The organism is Bacillus sp. AM1(2019) (genome assembly GCF_009906915.1).
GTDB classification, from domain to species: Bacteria; Bacillota; Bacilli; order Bacillales; family Bacillaceae; genus Bacillus; species Bacillus velezensis.
The window spans coordinates 1,304,090-1,319,641 of the sequence record NZ_CP047644.1; the positions used below are offsets into that span (position 1 = coordinate 1,304,090).

The window sequence follows — 15,552 nt, forward strand, 5'->3', positions numbered from 1 at the left end:
ATGGCTTACGAAGAAAAAACAGACTGGCTTCCGGACGATCCGATTAACGAAGATGACGTCAACCGCTGGGAAAAAGGCATAAAAGACGCCCACACGGATCTGGCGGCCCATAAAAACGACATGAACAACCCGCACAAAACGACAAAGGCCCAAATCGGTCTCGGAAACGTGGACAATGTCCAGCAGGCAGCAAAAAAAGATTTCGACCGGCACAATCAAGATCTGGACCGGCATGTGACGAAGGAAGAGCGCCAGAAGTGGAATAACGGGCAATTAACAAAGCTGACGGATGATTCAGGGAAATATTTAATAAGTATACAAGATGGCTTGGATTTTCATCAAATTGTAGATCAGCTTAATCAATCTTTTTTCTTTTACACAAATAACACGGGAGTTCATACTCCCCCGCTATCCGCCAGAGGTTTATATATCGGATTCAAGTCTTATGGTGAGGCTCTGGCGATGGATTATGAAGGCGGCACATGGAGAAAAACCCTTAAAGCTTCCGGCTGGACTGATTGGGTTCAGTTAGAAACTTCGGAAGGCGCCCAAAAAAAAGTCGATGCCCACACAAAGCAGACTGATATCCATGTAACGAAAGCTGAGAAGGATACATGGAACGCAGGCCAGCTGTTTAAAATCACCGCCGATAATGGCACCCAAAAAATCAATTTAACTTCCGGCTCGTTTTATGACTCGTTAAAAGACGTTGGTTCTGTAACATTTTACGGAACCAATGCAGTAACAGACAACCCGTCAAATACGAGTCTGCGCGGTATGCAGTTAGTGGGGCAGCCGGGAATAGGTAATGGTTATGCTGTAGACGTAAAGGGTAACGCATGGTGGTTTTACTATAACTCTAATCAAACAGCAATCAATTGGTATCCAATTGAATCCATAGCTGGAGCGCAGTCAAAGGTCGATGCACATGCGATAGATTCATCAATTCATATAAGTCCTATCGAAAGAGACAAATGGAACGGCGGCCAGTTGGCGAAATTGACAAAGGATGATGGGAAACGGACACGCTTAGAAAGCGGATCAGACATACTGGCACTGAGCTCGGGATTTTATTATGGAATGGGTGCTCAGCTGAAAAACAATCCGGTTGAAAATGATAATTCCTTTTTTAACTATGATGTGATTGAGAGTGAGTCAGGTAGAAAGTCGATTTTGGCTTGGAGAAGTTACGATAATAATGTATGGATTGCGACTGTTCATACAGACGGTGTTTTTAAGGGGTGGAAACGTCTATTTACTGAAGAAGAATTTAATAAAATGACCTGGTATGATTTAACACTAATTAATGGGCATAAGGCTGGCGCAAGAAATCCTCAGTATGCAGTGTGGGGCAACCAGGTATTCACTCGTGGTGAAGTGGTTCCTCCAGATTTCGACAGCATTTTCGCTGTACTTCCTTCTGAAGCTCACCCTTCAACACAGAAATCAATGGCTGCCCCACTCTTTGGAACAACCGGGATAACAAAATATTATGCCGAACCAACGGGAGAACTGAGAATTAACGGAAAATACGCCAAAATAGAGGGGAATATTACAGGGATTTCAATAGATAATAATTTCACTTTGTAATGGGGGATGAATATGCAAGTCTTTTTGTATGATGAGAATTTTTATTTTCAAAGGCCTGAAATCTTAAACAGTACATCAAGTTCAATGCCGCAAAACTCAACAACCATAAAACCTCCGGACGGCTTATGGAGACCGCAGTTTGATGAAGTAAATAAAATTTGGAACGAATCTGCTGATAAAGAATATAAGGAAAATCAAAAAAACAAGTATCAGGATGTGGTGGAGCCGGATCCCATCGTGGAACAGTTGAAAGAAATCGGACAGCAACTGGCAGATGAAAAACTTGTGAGAAAACAAGCAGAACAAGCTCAAAATGCTTTAGGTGTACAATTGTCTGCCGAAGTGGTGGCAAGGGAGAAAACAGAGATGCTGAATAAAGCTTTAGGTGAACAATTAGTATCTTTAAAATTAGAATTATTAAACGTAAAAGGAGAATGAAAAAATGAAGAGACTTAACTTTTGGGTTTACGCTTTGTTTTATAAGTGGGCCTCAATAGAAATGGTAAAACAGGCTATGGGCTATGATGACTGCTCTGCCGAAGATCTGGCGGAAGGTGTGGCCGCGAAGTATATCACGCCTGAGGAATTTCAAGAAATAACGGGTGAAACATACGAAAACTATAAAAATGCTGTGTCATAAGCCGAACGGCTTTTTTTATTTGTCGTTTTTAATAAATCAGAAAAGGAGGACGGCCGATGAAAAAGCATTCATTTGAATTTCCCGCCGATCAACTTGGCAGACCCGGCGCAGTAAAAGCTTATCGCGGTAACAAAAACGATTATGTCACACCGGTTGCTGATTTGTCCGGAATGGCAGAGCTTCTTACCAATACGCCGTTAGAAGCGATTGAAGTATACAGCCAATTCGGACAAGACCGTTTAGGAGCCGTCTTAATAGACAGAGCACAGGGGTGGGCTTATTCGGACCGCAGCGGAACTCTTTTTATCGAAGAGAGCGAGGATAACAATTCGTGGACGGCTTCACATTCTGTCGCAGTTAAAGGCGGAGTGCTGACCGCTTCGGGGTGGGTCAGTCTGACAAAACGATATTACCGGTTCCGTTTTGAAAATGGAAATCAAAAGCAGTCCGAATTTGTTTTATACCAATCTGTCGGTACGGGCGGTGATCTGTCGTTTTCATATACAGACGTGATTTTTCATGAAAATGCAGCAGAGGCGGGCGAGGGAAGCATCTTCTCAGCGGGCGCTTGGAAAAAACTTCTCGTCGAAATCACCGGCACGGCTGAGTCGGGCCATATCGCGTTTTGGGGGAGATCCATCTCGGGAAAAAATGTGCCGATCAGAGGAATCAGGTCTGAAGACGGAACATCAGCCGCCGGTACATCAGGCACAGACGAAGTGTGGTCATTTGATATTGCCGGCTTTAAGGAAATCGTCATGGAAATCAAAAGCATTTCCGGCGGGAGCCTTTCTGTCAAAGGCACGGCATTTTCTTAAGAATGAAACTTCCGAAGGGAGGTGAGAACAATGTAAGAGGGGGGAGCGGAAGTGCTTCTGGATGAACAAGCGGTGCAAAAAGAATTCGCAGGCATCAAAGGTGAACATAAGGTGCTTGAACAGCGGGTGGCCGCATTAGAGCGGGTATCCGACCGGCAGGATCAGCAAATCATGACGCTGAATGAAAAACTGAACAAAATTGACGAAAACACAACATGGATTAAGCGGACCATTACAGGAGCGATCGTGACAGCAATCTGCACGGGCGTCATTGGCGGAGCCATCGCCATCATGTACAATCTGCTGCAAAAGTAGGGGGGAAACCGATATGAAATTCGCGGACAAAGGCACGGTCGTCAGGACGGTGCTTCTTTTGCTTGCTTTATTGAATCAAACTTTGCTGATGTTCGGCAAATCGCCGCTGAATATTCAGGAGGACCAGGTCAATCAGCTTGCAGATACGCTGTATGCCGCCGGGTCGGCCGTTTTTACAATCATAACGACTGCCGCCGCCTGGTTTAAAAACAATTACGTTACAGCAAAAGGGAAAAAACAGCAGGCTTTATTAAAAATAAACAATTTATCGAAATAGGAGAGATGAGAATATGGTAAAAATCACACAGGATTTTATCCCGGCAGGAAACAATAACCGCCCAGGCTATGCAATGACACCGATTTACATTACGGTGCACAATACAGCCAATACCGCAGTCGGAGCTAACGCCAAAAGTCACGCAAGCTATGTGAAAAATCCCGATACACCGACAAGCTGGCATTTCACAGTCGATGATACGGAAATTTATCAGCATCTTCCGCTGAACGAAAACGGCTGGCATGCCGGTGACGGAAACGGGGACGGCAATCGTAAATCCATCGGTATTGAAATTTGTGAAAACGCAGACGGCAACTTTTCACAGGCCGTGGCAAACGCCCAATGGCTCATCCGCACATTAATGACGTCGCACGGCATCCCGCTTGCGAATGTCGTTGCACACAAGCATTGGTCAGGAAAGCTTTGTCCGAGAAGACTGTTGGATACATGGGATGAGTTTAAAGCGGGAATCGGTTCTGGGGAAAGACAGACGTATACCGTCCAAAAAGGAGATACGCTGTCAGCGATCGCGCGGAAATTCGGCGTCAGCGTGGCCGATCTGCAGAAATGGAATAACATCGCTGACCCGAACCTGATTAAAGTCGGACAAGTACTGATCGTCAGCCCGCCGGTTGAAGCACTGTATTCTCTTCCGGACGAGGTGATTCAGCTGACAGAGCCGTACACGTCCGGTGAAAAGGTATACCAGGTGCAAAACGCGCTCGCCGCGCTTTATTTCTATCCTGAAAAAGGAGCTGTCAATAACGGCATTGACGGTATCTACGGCCCGAAAACCGCAGATGCCGTGGCCCGCTTCCAATCTGTAAACGGACTGACGTCTGACGGCGTCTACGGTCCCGCTGTAAAAGCGAAAATTCTGATGCAGCTTTAACAAAAAAGGCTGAGTCCCGTTCACATTGCGGGATTCAGCCTTTTTTCTTTTTTAACCGGTTCAATAGCCCGAGATTCCTCGCCCGCATCCTCAGCGAATAAGCGGAAAGCCCGAAGCGTCCGTAATCCACAAACTTTACGCGCCTGACAATTTTCTTCACATCATCACCTGTCGCATCTCTTTGTTAGTTTTATTATATGAAAGATAAGGAAAAAAGGAATAAGGACAAGAGCCGTGTCTCCTGTCCTTAGTGTAATCAAGCTTTTTTTTGTTTATACTTGTCAATCAGCCGCTCGTTTTCTTTGAAAATTCTGGCGGTATGAGGGCTGACCTGGTAACTTGCGATACTTGTCATTGAACGTTTTTTAAACATTTTGAACGGTTTCGCTCTTTGTTCCGGCTGCCCGTTTTGAAATGCCTGCTCCATTTAACCGTCACCTTCCTCTTCTATTGGCAGCATTAAATCATAAATGCTCGTTAGCGATGTGAAAAGCAAATAATCGAATTCCGTCAACAGGTTTTCCGACGTGAGTTTGATCACGTAATGGCGGTTCTGGACTGTAAACGGAATAAGCACAAGCCTGCCTTTTTGATCATAGTAGACGTCTTTACGGTTAAGACGGGACTGAACGTCTGCCGCATCAGGCATATGCTCCGTCAAGCGGTCCTTATCCGATTGTGCGGAATAGTCGCACAAGGAAGCCGTGACATTCATTTTTTCGGCATAAGCGGCCAGCAGTCTGCTGATGCCTTCCGCATAAGCTTCTGTACTTCCATAATATACATGGATCGGTTCATTTTTCAACAGATATTGATAGGTTTTCAGTTTTTCAAGATAGGAGTGAAGCATTTCGTTATTTTCTTCTAAAATTTCCCGCGTATCCGTCTCTAATTCATTGCCGGCGAGCTTTTTGATATACGCGCTCAAAAAGATAAACGCATCAATAAGGGCAAAGCAGACGGCAACAATCAAATATTGTCTCCATGCGGCAAAGAGCGATTCGGGATCATATGTCCAATAGACCATGGAGCCCAGTACAAATAGTAAATACCACGTTTTACGGATGGCAAACATTTTTTCTTTTACCTTTGCCTCATACCGCCAGGATGCGTACACATATAAAATGAGTGCGGCCGCCATCGTCCACACCATAATCTGAAAAAACAAAAGCATGAGCATCCCTCACAATTTGAAAAATGGTCTGCTATGTTCATTCTATGTCATGACATCATTTTCCTGTCACAAAAAAAACCGCTTCTGTAAAGAAGCGGATGTCATCAGAAAAACAGATCTAAGATGAAAAAGGCGATGGCGCCGAGTGTACCTGCAATCGGCAGGGTGATGACCCATGTAATGAGCATCCGTTTAGCCGTTCCCCAGTTTACGCCTTTTACGCGGTGGGAAGCGCCCACACCGAGAATGGAAGACGAAATGACGTGTGTCGTGCTGACAGGGAGATGAATAAACGTGGCCCCGAAAATAATGGCTGCGCCGGTTAAGTCGGCAGATACGCCGTTTACCGGACGGATTTTCATAATTTTCCCGCCGACGGTTTTAATGATTTTCCAGCCGCCGATGGATGTGCCGAGACCCATTGCCAGGGCACAAGAGAGCTGCACCCAAAAAGGAATGGCATCACTTTTATGTAAATTGGCAGTCATAAGCGCCATCGTAATGATACCCATCGCTTTTTGCGCGTCGTTCGTTCCATGTGTATAGGACTGAATGGCAGCCGTCAAAATCTGCACTCTGCGGAAGCGTTTATTTGTTTTCGCCAGATTGCTGTCTTTAAAAATCAGCTTCACGATCGAATATACGATAAAGCCGAGAACAAAGGCGATGATCGGTGATAAAATAAGTGCTTCGATAATTTTAATGAACCCTTTATAATTAAGCGTCGCAAAACCTGACGCTGCAATGGCCGCTCCGGCGATCGCTCCGATAATCGCATGTGAAGAGCTGCTCGGAATGCCGAAATACCATGTGATCAAGTTCCAGGCGATTGCGGCGAGTAGAGCCGCCAGAATGACAACTGACCCGTTGTCTAATGTATAAGGATTCACAATGTCCTTTGTAATGGTTTTCGCCACACCGGTAAATGTCATCGCTCCGAGAAAGTTCATGATGGCGGCCATGACGATTGCGTGCCGCGGCTTCAGCGCTTTTGTCGAAACTGAGGTGGCGATTGCGTTTGCGGTATCGTGAAATCCGTTAATGAAGTCAAATACCAAAGCGCATATGACAATTAATATCGTTAAAAGTAATAGAGTATCCATTATAACCCCTCGTTACGCGTTTTTCATAATAATGGTTTCAAGGTTATTGGCAACGCTTTGGCAAGAGTCGGCAATTTCCTCAAGCGTTTCGTAAATCTCGCGGTACTGAATCACTTTAATCGGATCGGTTTCTGTGCCGAACAGATTTTTTAATGATTTACGGTGCAGGTTATCACAGCTGTGCTCGTATTCCTTAATTTTAATGGCGTGAGGGTGAATGTCCTTCAATCGGTTTTCTGCAAGCAGCTCAATCGTGATTAAAATTTCCTTCGCGCACTCTCTGATGTATCCGCTGAACTTATCGATATGCTCATCGGAAGAAGTGATCGAGAAAATCTCCATCATTGCTGAAAAATGTTCGATTCCGTCAAGCACGTCATCGAGGCTGTTTGTCAGCTCAAGGATGTCTTCACGTTCAATGGGAGTGATAAAAGCTTTGTTCAGCTCTTTAATCATGACATGAACATGATTATCTCCTTTTGTTTCAAACTCTTTTAACGTATCGGCAAATTCCTTTAAAGTCGTCTGGTTCGTCACTTTAAAGTTGACAAAGTATTCTGCGGTTTCGTCTATGTTTTTTGCGATTTCTGTTAAAAGGAGTGAGAACTTATCTTTTTTTCTTTTTATCATTAAAAACCCTCCATTGTTTGAATGAGACAATGCACACATCAAATTATTATATAGCCTTTTGTCGAAAAAAAACAGATAAAGTCGAAAAAAACGCCTCTTGATTTTTTCGTAAAAACGTGTCTCATCCTGTTTTTCTTATGTTACCCACTTCGCCAAAAAAACGTAACATACTTCGAATTCAGACATCTTGCTTAAAAAGTATAACAAAAGATGTGAATTTGCTGTCAACTTTTGCACGTGATTTTGCCAGAAAAAAAACGGCTCCCGTAAAAGGAACCGTTTTTATCAGTTTTTTCTGCCGTTTTTCAGCCAAAAATAAAGCGGCAGCCCGGCGAGGCCGATCAAGAGGGACAGCGCGCAGCTCAGTGTATCTGTAATGATCGTGCTGATCAGCACAAACAGTGAACCCGCGATGGCCAAAACAGGAATGATCGGATACAAAGGCACGCTGTAGGCGCGCGGTTTTCCGCCGCTTTTTTTTCTGAGGATAAACACGGCGAAAAAGGCCATGACGTAAAAAATATAAATCATGAAAATAGAGATTTCAGACAGCTTATCGGGATTGCTGGCGATCATAAAAATAATGGCCAGCGCGATCTGAAATGACACGGCAATCCACGGGGTGCGGAACGTCGGATGAACCCGCGAAATCTGTCCGGCAAACGGCAGCTGTTTCCGTTCCGCCATCGCAAACGAGACACGCGGAAAAGCGAGAATCTTTCCGTTTAAACAGCCGAAGATGCTGACGATGATTCCGACGCTGATCAATTTTCCTCCGATGTCGCCAAACAGCATTCCGGCAGCGGTGCCGGTCGCATTTTCACCGAGTTTGACGATGTCGGTCGCAGGAAGAATGTGCAGCAGCGCAAAGTTAATGAAAAGATAAATGGCGGTGACGACCAGCAGTCCGCCCGTCATCGCTCTCGGGAGCAGCTTTTCCGGATTTTTCATCTCGCCGCCGAGTGCCGCAAGCAGAATCCAGCCGTCATAAGCAAACAAGGTGGCCAGTATGGCAGCGCCGAAATTCATGTCCGACATGCTGCTTGTAACGGCTGTGAAAATATGCTGATCGCCTTTCCAAAGGCCGAACACGATCATGCAGATAATCGGAATCAATTTGCCGACAGTCGTAATTCCCTGTACGATGCCGCCATATTTCGTTCCGATAATATTAATGATGCTTAAAAACAAAACGGCTGAAATCCCGATCAATTTAGACCAGCCGGAATCCCAATTGAACAAGTGCGCCATCAAAGATCCGAAATACAAGCCGATTGCTCCGATAATGGCCGGGCCGTAAATGATAATTTGAACCCATCCGCACAAAAAGCCCCAAAATTCGCCGTACACTTCTTCGAGATATGTATAAAGTCCGCCCGTTTTCGGAATCTGAGTGCCGATTTCCGCAACGGTCAATCCGCCTGCAAGCGTCAAAATACCTCCTAACAGCCACGCGATAAGCGCGGTTTTCGCATCACCGGAGTAGGCAAGCACGGCGCCTGGTTTCATAAATACGCCGGAACCGATGATGGTGCCGATAACAAGTGAGAGGGCGATGGTAAGGCCGATCTCTTTTTTAAGTCCGTTCTCTTCAATCTGCATATCCTTTCCCTCCAGATGTAAAATCGTCATGATGAAAAAACTATTTTCCATATTGTAAACCCTAATTGCTGAAACACGAATAAAATAAATTTTCTGATTTTGTTGTTTTCCCTAAAAGATAAAGGTTTCTGCTTTTGAGAAGGAAAAAATACCGTTTTAAAAGCGAACATTAATGGTTTTTTTATATCAAAGGTTCGTTATTTAGGGAGCGGCAGTCTGCAGACCGTCTGTGAAGCAGATGGGTTGACTTTACGATCCGGATAACATAAATTGTATATATAAATATCTCGAAATCGAGATAATTGACTGGAGGATAACATAATGAAAGTTAATGGAATACACCATGTATCAGCATTGACGGCTGATGCGCAGAAAAATTTAGATTTCTATCGGAACATCCTGGGACTGAAGCTTGTGAAAAAGTCCGTAAACCAAGATGAACCGACGATGTATCATTTGTTTTACGGTGATGAAACAGCCAATCCGGGATCTGAATTGACGTTTTTCGAGATTCCGCGGATTGCGCCGTTTCATGCGGGAACAAACAGTATTTCTTCAATCGGCCTGCGTGTCCCGGATGCACAAGCGCTCCAATATTGGAAAAAACGATTTGAAGAGCATCAGGTCTCTCACAGTGAGATCGTGAAAATAGCGGGCAGGGACACACTCGCTTTTCAGGATCATGAAGGACAGCGGCTTGTGCTGACAGCTGACGAAAAAGGAAAAGACATCGGTGAAGCGGTGAAGCAAAGCGGCATACCGGAAGAATTTTCTTTCCGCGGTCTTGGTCCCGTTGAATTGACCGTCCCGTATGCAGAACCGACGCTGCGTGTGTTAACCGATGTGCTGGGCTTCACTGAAATCGGGAAAGAAACGCATGAAGACCGGGGCACGGTTACGGTACTCGAATCCGGAAACGGAGGCGCGCGTACAGAAGTCCATCTCATTGAAAGAAACGATCTTCCGCGCGAGCGTCCTGGAAAAGGCAGCGTGCACCATGTGGCCTTCCGCGTCCAGAATGAAGAGGAGCTTGCTTTATGGCACCGCATCATTACGAAAGAAGGTTTCAGCAACTCAGGCATTGTAGAGCGTTATTATTTCAAAGCGCTGTACTTCCGGGAGCCGAACGGAATTCTGTTTGAATTGTCAACGGACGGTCCGGGATTTATGGTTGATGAAAAACCTGAAGAGCTAGGCAAAACGGTTGCGCTCCCGCCTTATCTCGAACACCGCCGTTCTGAAATAGAAGCGCGGCTGAAACCGATTCAGTAAATCAGAAATCATGACAGATGCCTCCCGGCTTGACGGGGGCATCTTTTTTTTTCTTTTTTACCCGTTTTGTCATTCTTTTTACCTATTTGTAAACGGCAAAATAATTGTCTTTGTTTATTAATAAATTTTTCACATTTGGTTGTTACACTTGTTCAAAGTTAAACAAAAGGAGTGAAAACACAGGTGAAAATGAAAAAACGCGAGATAGACGCAGTCTTAATTCTCATTTTACTCGCTTCCGCATTCTTGAATATGTACAACATCTGGAATGACGATACGGTGAATCCTTATTACACCGCAGCGGTAACGAGTATGCTTCAAAGCTTTCATAATTTCTTTTACGCTTCATTTGACGCAGCCGGGTTTATCACGGTAGATAAACCGCCTGTTACATACCAGATTCAAACGATCAGCGCGCTGATATTCGGTATGCACGGGTGGAGCGTCATCCTGCCTCAGGCATTGGCGGGTGTAGGTTCAGTTCTATTCATGTACTTATTAATAAAGCCGACGTTCGGAAAAACGGCGGCGCGCATCGCCTCATTTGTCATGGCGTGTACACCGATCGCAGTAGCGGTCGCGCGGACGAACAATGTCGATGCTTTACTGGTCTTTTTCCTCTTGTTCGCCACATGGCTTCTCTTTAAAGCGATCAGAAAAGGCAGACTGATCTGGCTTTTGGCGGCATTTTTTGTCGTCGGAGCAGGCTTTAACACAAAAATGCTTCAGGCTTATATGATTTTGCCGGCCTTCTTGCTGTTCTATATGATTGCGGCAAACACCACGATTAAGAAAAAAATCATTTCATTGGTAAGCGCGTTAGCCGTTTTAGCAGCCGTTTCATTGTCATGGCCGCTCATTGTTGACAATATTCCTGCCAGCAAAAGGCCATATGTCGGAAGCAGCCAGACAAACTCCGTATTGGAATTGGCTTTCGGATATAACGGGATTCAGCGGCTGACAGGGCAAAGTTCCGGCGGCGGCCAGGGCGGGCCGGACGGAAACGCATCGAAAGAGATGTCTTCTTCCGGCGGTTCTTCACAAATGCAAAAACCGCCTGGCCAGTCTTCAAGCAGCAGTTCAGCAAGCGGAGACAAATCACAAAACGGCAGTATGACGGCACCTCCATCTAACGGGAAAATGCCAAGCGGCGGCGAAATGCCAAGCGGCGGTCAAGGAGGCCCTCCAAGCGGCGGAGATGGCGGCGGAGGCGGTCCCGGCGGCGGAGGAAAAAGCGGTGCAGGCACCGGCTCGAAAATGCAATCAGGTTCAGGAATGTTCGGTACGGGAACCCCTGGTCCGCTGCGCCTTTTCCAAACGGAATTATCTGATCAGATCAGCTGGCTCCTGCCGTTTGCGATTTTTGGAATGGCCGGTTTATTGATCGCCGGGGCGAGAGAAAGAAGACGATTATCAGCAGAACAGAAGGAAACGATCTTTTGGGCAGCGTGGCTTGTGCCGATTGCCGGATTCTTCAGTGTCGCAGAATTTTTCCACCATTATTATCTCATTATGCTGGCGCCTCCGATCGCGGCACTTGTCGGTGCGGGATGGGTCGCCCTCGTTCATCTGTACCGCAAGCAGGCGGGATGGAAAACTTGGCTATTGCCGGCCGCTATTCTTGTGACAACCGGATTTGAGCTGTTTATCCTCAGAAACTACAATGATCAAATCGGCGCAGGCTGGAGCATCGGAATAGGCGTTATCGGCGCAGTGGCAGCAATCGCTCTGTTCGTATTCAAACAGCGCCAAAAACCGCTCAGTTATTATGTTTCACTTGCAGCCCTTCTCGTCTTGATGGTCATGCCGATTTATTGGGCGAGCACACCGCTTCTGTACGGAGGCAACAGCTCATTGCCTGAAACAGGCCCTCAGCTCGCTTCAACAAGCGGAAAAGGCATGGGAATGGATAACGCATCTGTCAATACAAAACTGATCAAGTATTTAGAGAAGCACAACACCGGAGCGGACTATCTATTTGCAACAACCGATTCCAACACTGCGGCGCCTTACATTATTAAAACGAAAAAAGCGGTCATGGCGATCGGCGGATACAGCGGGTCTGACCCGGCCATTACGCTGGCCCAATTTAAAAAGCTCGTAAAAGAAGGGAAAGTAAAATACTTCTTAGCATCCGGAATGGGCAAAGGCGGAAATAACGATATTGTGCAGTGGGTTGAGAAAAACGGAAAGAAAGTATCTTCAGATAAATGGCAATCAAACACAGATCAGAAAACGAAAAATAGTGATGCAGCTGATAAAAAAAGCAGCAAGGCCTCAGGTAAAAACAGCCGAATGAGCGGCGGGCCGGGCGGAATGAATCAATCAGCTTCACTATACGAACTTCAATCTGATGAATAGGAGGAAAAAACATGAGCAGACATATTCAATATTCAATAGTCGTCCCGGTTTATAACGAGGAACTCGTCATTCAGACAACCTATCAGCGTCTGAAAGAAGTGATGGATCAAACAAAAGAGCATTATGAATTGATCTTTGTCAATGATGGAAGCAAAGACCGCAGTATTGAGATTTTAAGAGAGCAAAGTCTGATTGATCCGAGAGTGAAAATTATTGATTTTTCCAGAAACTTCGGACATCAGATCGCGATCACAGCGGGTATGGATTATGCAGAGGGGAATGCAATCGTCGTCATTGACGCCGATTTGCAGGACCCTCCTGAATTAATCCTTGATATGATTGAGCAGTGGAAAGAAGGCTACGATGTGGTGTACGCCGTCAGAACGAAACGAAAGGGAGAAACCTTTTTCAAGAAACAGACGGCCTCTATGTTTTACCGGCTGCTGCGGAACGTGACTGATATTGATATTCCGCTCGACACCGGAGATTTCCGCCTGCTGGACAGAAAAGTCTGTGATGAGATGAAAAAATTAAAAGAAAAAAATCCTTTTGTCAGAGGGCTCGTCAGCTGGGTTGGCTTTAAGCAGACTGCTGTAGAATATGAACGAGATGAGCGGCTTGCGGGGGAAACGAAATACCCGCTTAAAAAAATGCTGAAGCTTTCCATGGACGGGATCACAACGTTCTCTCATAAACCGCTCAAGGCGGCAAGTTATGCGGGAATGATCATGTCCGGAGCGGGTTTTCTCTATATGTTTATCGTTTTATACATGAAGCTGTTTACGAACAGCACCATTACGGGCTGGTCCTCTCTGATTGTGATACAGCTGTTATTCAGCGGCATCGTTCTATTAATGCTCGGAATGATCGGCGAATATATCGGAAGGATTTATGACGAAGCAAAAGATCGTCCGCTCTATATCGTGCAAAAAGCGTACGGCATTAAAAATGAAAAGATTTATCGGGACCAGCATATGTCTTAACCGAAGCACCCTGTCCGGCCAGCGGACAGGGTGCTTTTATGTGAAATAAAAGCCGCGGGATACAGAATGTCCCGCGGCTTTTTTTATTCATCTGCGGCCGGTCTGCGTGTGCAGAGAGCGCATGATCAGTCCGGTTCCCGAAAGGTTCAGTAAAATGCTTGCACCAAGCGTCATTCCCCAAGCAGCGTTTTGCTGAGGAAGCTGAATGCTCAGCTGCAGCAAGATCAGACCGGTAACGACCAGCAAAAGTCCGGTTTGTTTCATGTGTATGTATCCTCCTTTGTACACTAAGTCATACGGCTGATCCAGGCCTAAAGTTTCATCCGTATATAAAAAATCCAAGGCGGCTGCCTTGGATTTTTGTTAAGAAGATGTTTCTTCTTTTTGAGTCAGTTTCATTTTTTTCGTCATTTCCTTGCCGTTTCTGATAATCTTCACGTCAACGGTGCTGCCGACTTTCGTATTCTTGTAGAGAATATTGCGAAGTTCGCTGCCCGTGTCGGTTTCTTTCCCTTTTAAGCTGATAATGATGTCTTCTGCTTTTAATCCGGCTTTGGCTGCAGGTGAGCCCTGCGCCACTTCGCGAATATAAACGCCTTTATTCAGCTGTTTGCCGAAAAGCCCGAGTGTGCCTTCCTGATAGTTTTGCGGCACTTGTTCCAAGTCGATCATGCTCACGCCGATATAAGGGCGCTCCACCTGTCCTTTCGTGAGAAGCTCTTCGGCGATCGGTTTTACATCGTTGCTCGGGATGGCAAAGCCGATGCCTTCTACATCACTTTCGCTGATTTTCATGCTGTTGATGCCGATGATTTTGCCGTCTGTATTCAAGAGCGGTCCGCCGCTGTTTCCGGGATTGATGGCGGCATCGGTTTGGATGACGTTGATGCTTGACTCGCCGGCTGACGTAGAGATCGAGACGGTTCTGTTTAAGCCGCTCACGATGCCCTGTGTGACGGTGCGGGAAAGGTCTTTTCCAAGCGGATCACCGATGGCGATGACGGATTCACCCGTTCTGAGAGCGGATGAGCTGCCGAAGCTTGCCGTTTTTGTCACGTGTTTATCACTGATTTCTAAAACGGCCAAGTCTGTCAGAGAGTCGCTGCCGACGAGTTTAGCTGTTACATCGGTGCCGTCATATAATGACACTTTAAGGGAAGAGGCGCCTTCGACCACGTGGTTATTCGTAATGATATACGCTTTGCCGTTTGCTTTCTTAAAAATAACGCCTGAACCCGATCCCGTTTCCGCATCTTCACCCGATGAATTTGAGTTTGAATCTGAGCTTGATCCGAATCCGAATAAATCGGAACTGCTTTGCTGCTTCTGCAGATTGGTGATTCCGACGATCGCCGGTGAAATGTCTTCCACCATATTCGAAATGCTGCTTGAATTTGCCGATGAGCTGTTTGCCGATTTGCTGCTGCCGGAATCAGAAGATGTCTGCTTGGCGGTTACCGATGACGTTTCCTGAGCGGGAGCCGTATTGGAAGTATCTTGAGTCTGATGGTCTCCAAGCGGCGTAAATGTATAGATGCCGAGGGCGAGCCCTCCGCCGATCACTCCGCCGAGAAGCGGTCTGAACCAGCCGAAGCTTCGTTTTTTCTTGTCCTCGTCCGACGCGGAATATCCGGCCGGCTGCGGGTTTTCTTTTACTAAAAGGACTTCCTGTTCTTTTTGGTCTGTCCGATTTTCATCACGATAGTTATCCATCATGTTCACTCCGTTTCTCTATTTTCATCATAGCATGATTTGCCTATTATTACTGACTCCATCTTAAACAAAAAGTGTGGGATAATAATGAAAAGATTGTGGGAAATTGTGAAAAAGGCGTAATCGGACGGAGGCGCTTTATATTGACAATTTCCATCGGATTTGAAATAATAAATGAGATA

Annotated in this window: 18 protein-coding genes; 10 read left to right on the top strand and 8 right to left on the bottom strand. The window is 45.9% G+C overall.

What is annotated here, in order from left to right:
* From GNE05_RS06830 to GNE05_RS06860, 7 genes are read left to right on the top strand one after another with little or no spacing between them, the layout of a single operon-like run.
* Positions 1-1,590, top strand: coding sequence for a hypothetical protein (locus GNE05_RS06830; protein WP_029973066.1), 1,590 nt, complete (start codon positions 1-3; stop codon positions 1,588-1,590).
* A 12-nt stretch (positions 1,591-1,602) separates the two neighbouring features.
* Complete coding sequence (locus GNE05_RS06835; protein WP_029973065.1) at positions 1,603-2,028, top strand: XkdW family protein; 426 nt, start codon at positions 1,603-1,605, stop codon at positions 2,026-2,028.
* A 4-nt stretch (positions 2,029-2,032) separates the two neighbouring features.
* A complete protein-coding gene (locus tag GNE05_RS06840; protein WP_007610833.1) occupies positions 2,033-2,230 on the top strand; it encodes an XkdX family protein in 198 nt (65 codons plus the stop codon).
* 56 nt (positions 2,231-2,286) lie between these two features.
* The gene (locus GNE05_RS06845; protein ID WP_160182604.1) at positions 2,287-3,048 is read left to right on the top strand and encodes a phage portal protein; all 762 of its coding nucleotides are present in this window, start codon (positions 2,287-2,289) and stop codon (positions 3,046-3,048) included.
* A 51-nt stretch (positions 3,049-3,099) separates the two neighbouring features.
* Complete coding sequence (locus tag GNE05_RS06850; protein WP_022553473.1) at positions 3,100-3,363, top strand: hemolysin XhlA family protein; 264 nt, start codon at positions 3,100-3,102, stop codon at positions 3,361-3,363.
* Between the two features lie 13 nt (positions 3,364-3,376).
* Positions 3,377-3,640 carry a phage holin gene (locus GNE05_RS06855; RefSeq protein ID WP_057079949.1) on the top strand — a complete coding sequence of 88 codons (264 nt, stop codon included), beginning with the start codon at positions 3,377-3,379 and terminating at the stop codon, positions 3,638-3,640.
* A gap of 13 nt (positions 3,641-3,653) precedes the next feature.
* Positions 3,654-4,532, top strand: coding sequence for an N-acetylmuramoyl-L-alanine amidase (locus tag GNE05_RS06860; RefSeq protein WP_007407257.1), 879 nt, complete (start codon positions 3,654-3,656; stop codon positions 4,530-4,532).
* Positions 4,533-4,566: 34 nt separating this feature from the next.
* Here GNE05_RS06860 and GNE05_RS21220 read toward each other — a convergent pair whose 3' ends face one another.
* The 6 genes from GNE05_RS21220 to GNE05_RS06885 all read right to left on the bottom strand — a co-directional run bounded on the left by GNE05_RS21220 (position 4,567) and on the right by GNE05_RS06885 (position 9,041).
* Positions 4,567-4,692 (bottom strand): hypothetical protein, encoded by a 126-nt coding sequence (locus tag GNE05_RS21220; protein ID WP_003154809.1) that lies wholly within the window; start codon positions 4,690-4,692, stop codon positions 4,567-4,569.
* A gap of 96 nt (positions 4,693-4,788) precedes the next feature.
* Complete coding sequence (locus GNE05_RS06865) at positions 4,789-4,959, bottom strand: type II toxin-antitoxin system SpoIISB family antitoxin (protein ID WP_003154807.1); 171 nt, start codon at positions 4,957-4,959, stop codon at positions 4,789-4,791.
* A complete protein-coding gene (locus tag GNE05_RS06870) occupies positions 4,960-5,706 on the bottom strand; it encodes a type II toxin-antitoxin system SpoIISA family toxin (RefSeq protein WP_007407256.1) in 747 nt (248 codons plus the stop codon).
* Between the two features lie 104 nt (positions 5,707-5,810).
* Positions 5,811-6,809: an inorganic phosphate transporter gene (locus GNE05_RS06875; protein WP_003154805.1), complete on the bottom strand. Its 999-nt coding sequence runs from the start codon at positions 6,807-6,809 to the stop codon at positions 5,811-5,813.
* A 12-nt stretch (positions 6,810-6,821) separates the two neighbouring features.
* A complete protein-coding gene (locus GNE05_RS06880; RefSeq protein ID WP_003154804.1) occupies positions 6,822-7,439 on the bottom strand; it encodes a DUF47 domain-containing protein in 618 nt (205 codons plus the stop codon).
* A 285-nt stretch (positions 7,440-7,724) separates the two neighbouring features.
* Complete coding sequence (locus GNE05_RS06885) at positions 7,725-9,041, bottom strand: APC family permease (RefSeq protein WP_007610842.1); 1,317 nt, start codon at positions 9,039-9,041, stop codon at positions 7,725-7,727.
* Positions 9,042-9,362: 321 nt separating this feature from the next.
* Between GNE05_RS06885 and GNE05_RS06890 the strand changes: the two genes are divergently transcribed.
* The 3 genes from GNE05_RS06890 (at position 9,363) to GNE05_RS06900 (ending at position 13,657) form a co-directional block, all read left to right on the top strand.
* The gene (locus GNE05_RS06890) at positions 9,363-10,313 is read left to right on the top strand and encodes a ring-cleaving dioxygenase (protein ID WP_014417529.1); all 951 of its coding nucleotides are present in this window, start codon (positions 9,363-9,365) and stop codon (positions 10,311-10,313) included.
* A 183-nt stretch (positions 10,314-10,496) separates the two neighbouring features.
* Positions 10,497-12,674, top strand: a complete 2,178-nt coding sequence (locus tag GNE05_RS06895; protein WP_061862108.1) for an ArnT family glycosyltransferase — start codon at positions 10,497-10,499, stop codon at positions 12,672-12,674.
* Positions 12,675-12,685: 11 nt separating this feature from the next.
* On the top strand, positions 12,686-13,657 hold the full coding sequence (locus tag GNE05_RS06900; RefSeq protein WP_025649641.1) for a glycosyltransferase family 2 protein: 972 nt from the start codon (positions 12,686-12,688) through the stop codon (positions 13,655-13,657).
* 87 nt (positions 13,658-13,744) lie between these two features.
* Here GNE05_RS06900 and GNE05_RS20965 read toward each other — a convergent pair whose 3' ends face one another.
* Entirely contained in the window at positions 13,745-13,921 is a 177-nt protein-coding gene (locus GNE05_RS20965; RefSeq protein ID WP_014417532.1) for a hypothetical protein, read from the bottom strand.
* A gap of 99 nt (positions 13,922-14,020) precedes the next feature.
* A complete protein-coding gene (gene htrA / locus GNE05_RS06905) occupies positions 14,021-15,370 on the bottom strand; it encodes a serine protease HtrA (RefSeq protein ID WP_025649642.1) in 1,350 nt (449 codons plus the stop codon).
* Between the last annotated feature and the right edge of the window lie 182 nt (positions 15,371-15,552).

What these genes read in the sequence shown, in the direction of transcription:
- GNE05_RS06830 (WP_029973066.1), top strand. Translation starts at nt 1, where the DNA reads ATGGCTTACGAAGAAAAAACAGACTGGCTTCCGGACGATCCGATTAAC.
- GNE05_RS06835 (WP_029973065.1), top strand. Translation starts at nt 1,603, where the DNA reads ATGCAAGTCTTTTTGTATGATGAGAATTTTTATTTTCAAAGGCCTGAA.
- GNE05_RS06840 (WP_007610833.1), top strand. Translation starts at nt 2,033, where the DNA reads ATGAAGAGACTTAACTTTTGGGTTTACGCTTTGTTTTATAAGTGGGCC.
- GNE05_RS06845 (WP_160182604.1), top strand. Translation starts at nt 2,287, where the DNA reads ATGAAAAAGCATTCATTTGAATTTCCCGCCGATCAACTTGGCAGACCC.
- GNE05_RS06855 (WP_057079949.1), top strand. Translation starts at nt 3,377, where the DNA reads ATGAAATTCGCGGACAAAGGCACGGTCGTCAGGACGGTGCTTCTTTTG.
- GNE05_RS06860 (WP_007407257.1), top strand. Translation starts at nt 3,654, where the DNA reads ATGGTAAAAATCACACAGGATTTTATCCCGGCAGGAAACAATAACCGC.
- GNE05_RS06865 (WP_003154807.1), bottom strand. Translation starts at nt 4,959, where the DNA reads ATGGAGCAGGCATTTCAAAACGGGCAGCCGGAACAAAGAGCGAAACCG.
- GNE05_RS06870 (WP_007407256.1), bottom strand. Translation starts at nt 5,706, where the DNA reads ATGCTTTTGTTTTTTCAGATTATGGTGTGGACGATGGCGGCCGCACTC.
- GNE05_RS06875 (WP_003154805.1), bottom strand. Translation starts at nt 6,809, where the DNA reads ATGGATACTCTATTACTTTTAACGATATTAATTGTCATATGCGCTTTG.
- GNE05_RS06880 (WP_003154804.1), bottom strand. Translation starts at nt 7,439, where the DNA reads ATGATAAAAAGAAAAAAAGATAAGTTCTCACTCCTTTTAACAGAAATC.
- GNE05_RS06885 (WP_007610842.1), bottom strand. Translation starts at nt 9,041, where the DNA reads ATGCAGATTGAAGAGAACGGACTTAAAAAAGAGATCGGCCTTACCATC.
- GNE05_RS06890 (WP_014417529.1), top strand. Translation starts at nt 9,363, where the DNA reads ATGAAAGTTAATGGAATACACCATGTATCAGCATTGACGGCTGATGCG.
- GNE05_RS06900 (WP_025649641.1), top strand. Translation starts at nt 12,686, where the DNA reads ATGAGCAGACATATTCAATATTCAATAGTCGTCCCGGTTTATAACGAG.
- GNE05_RS20965 (WP_014417532.1), bottom strand. Translation starts at nt 13,921, where the DNA reads ATGAAACAAACCGGACTTTTGCTGGTCGTTACCGGTCTGATCTTGCTG.
- htrA (WP_025649642.1), bottom strand. Translation starts at nt 15,370, where the DNA reads ATGGATAACTATCGTGATGAAAATCGGACAGACCAAAAAGAACAGGAA.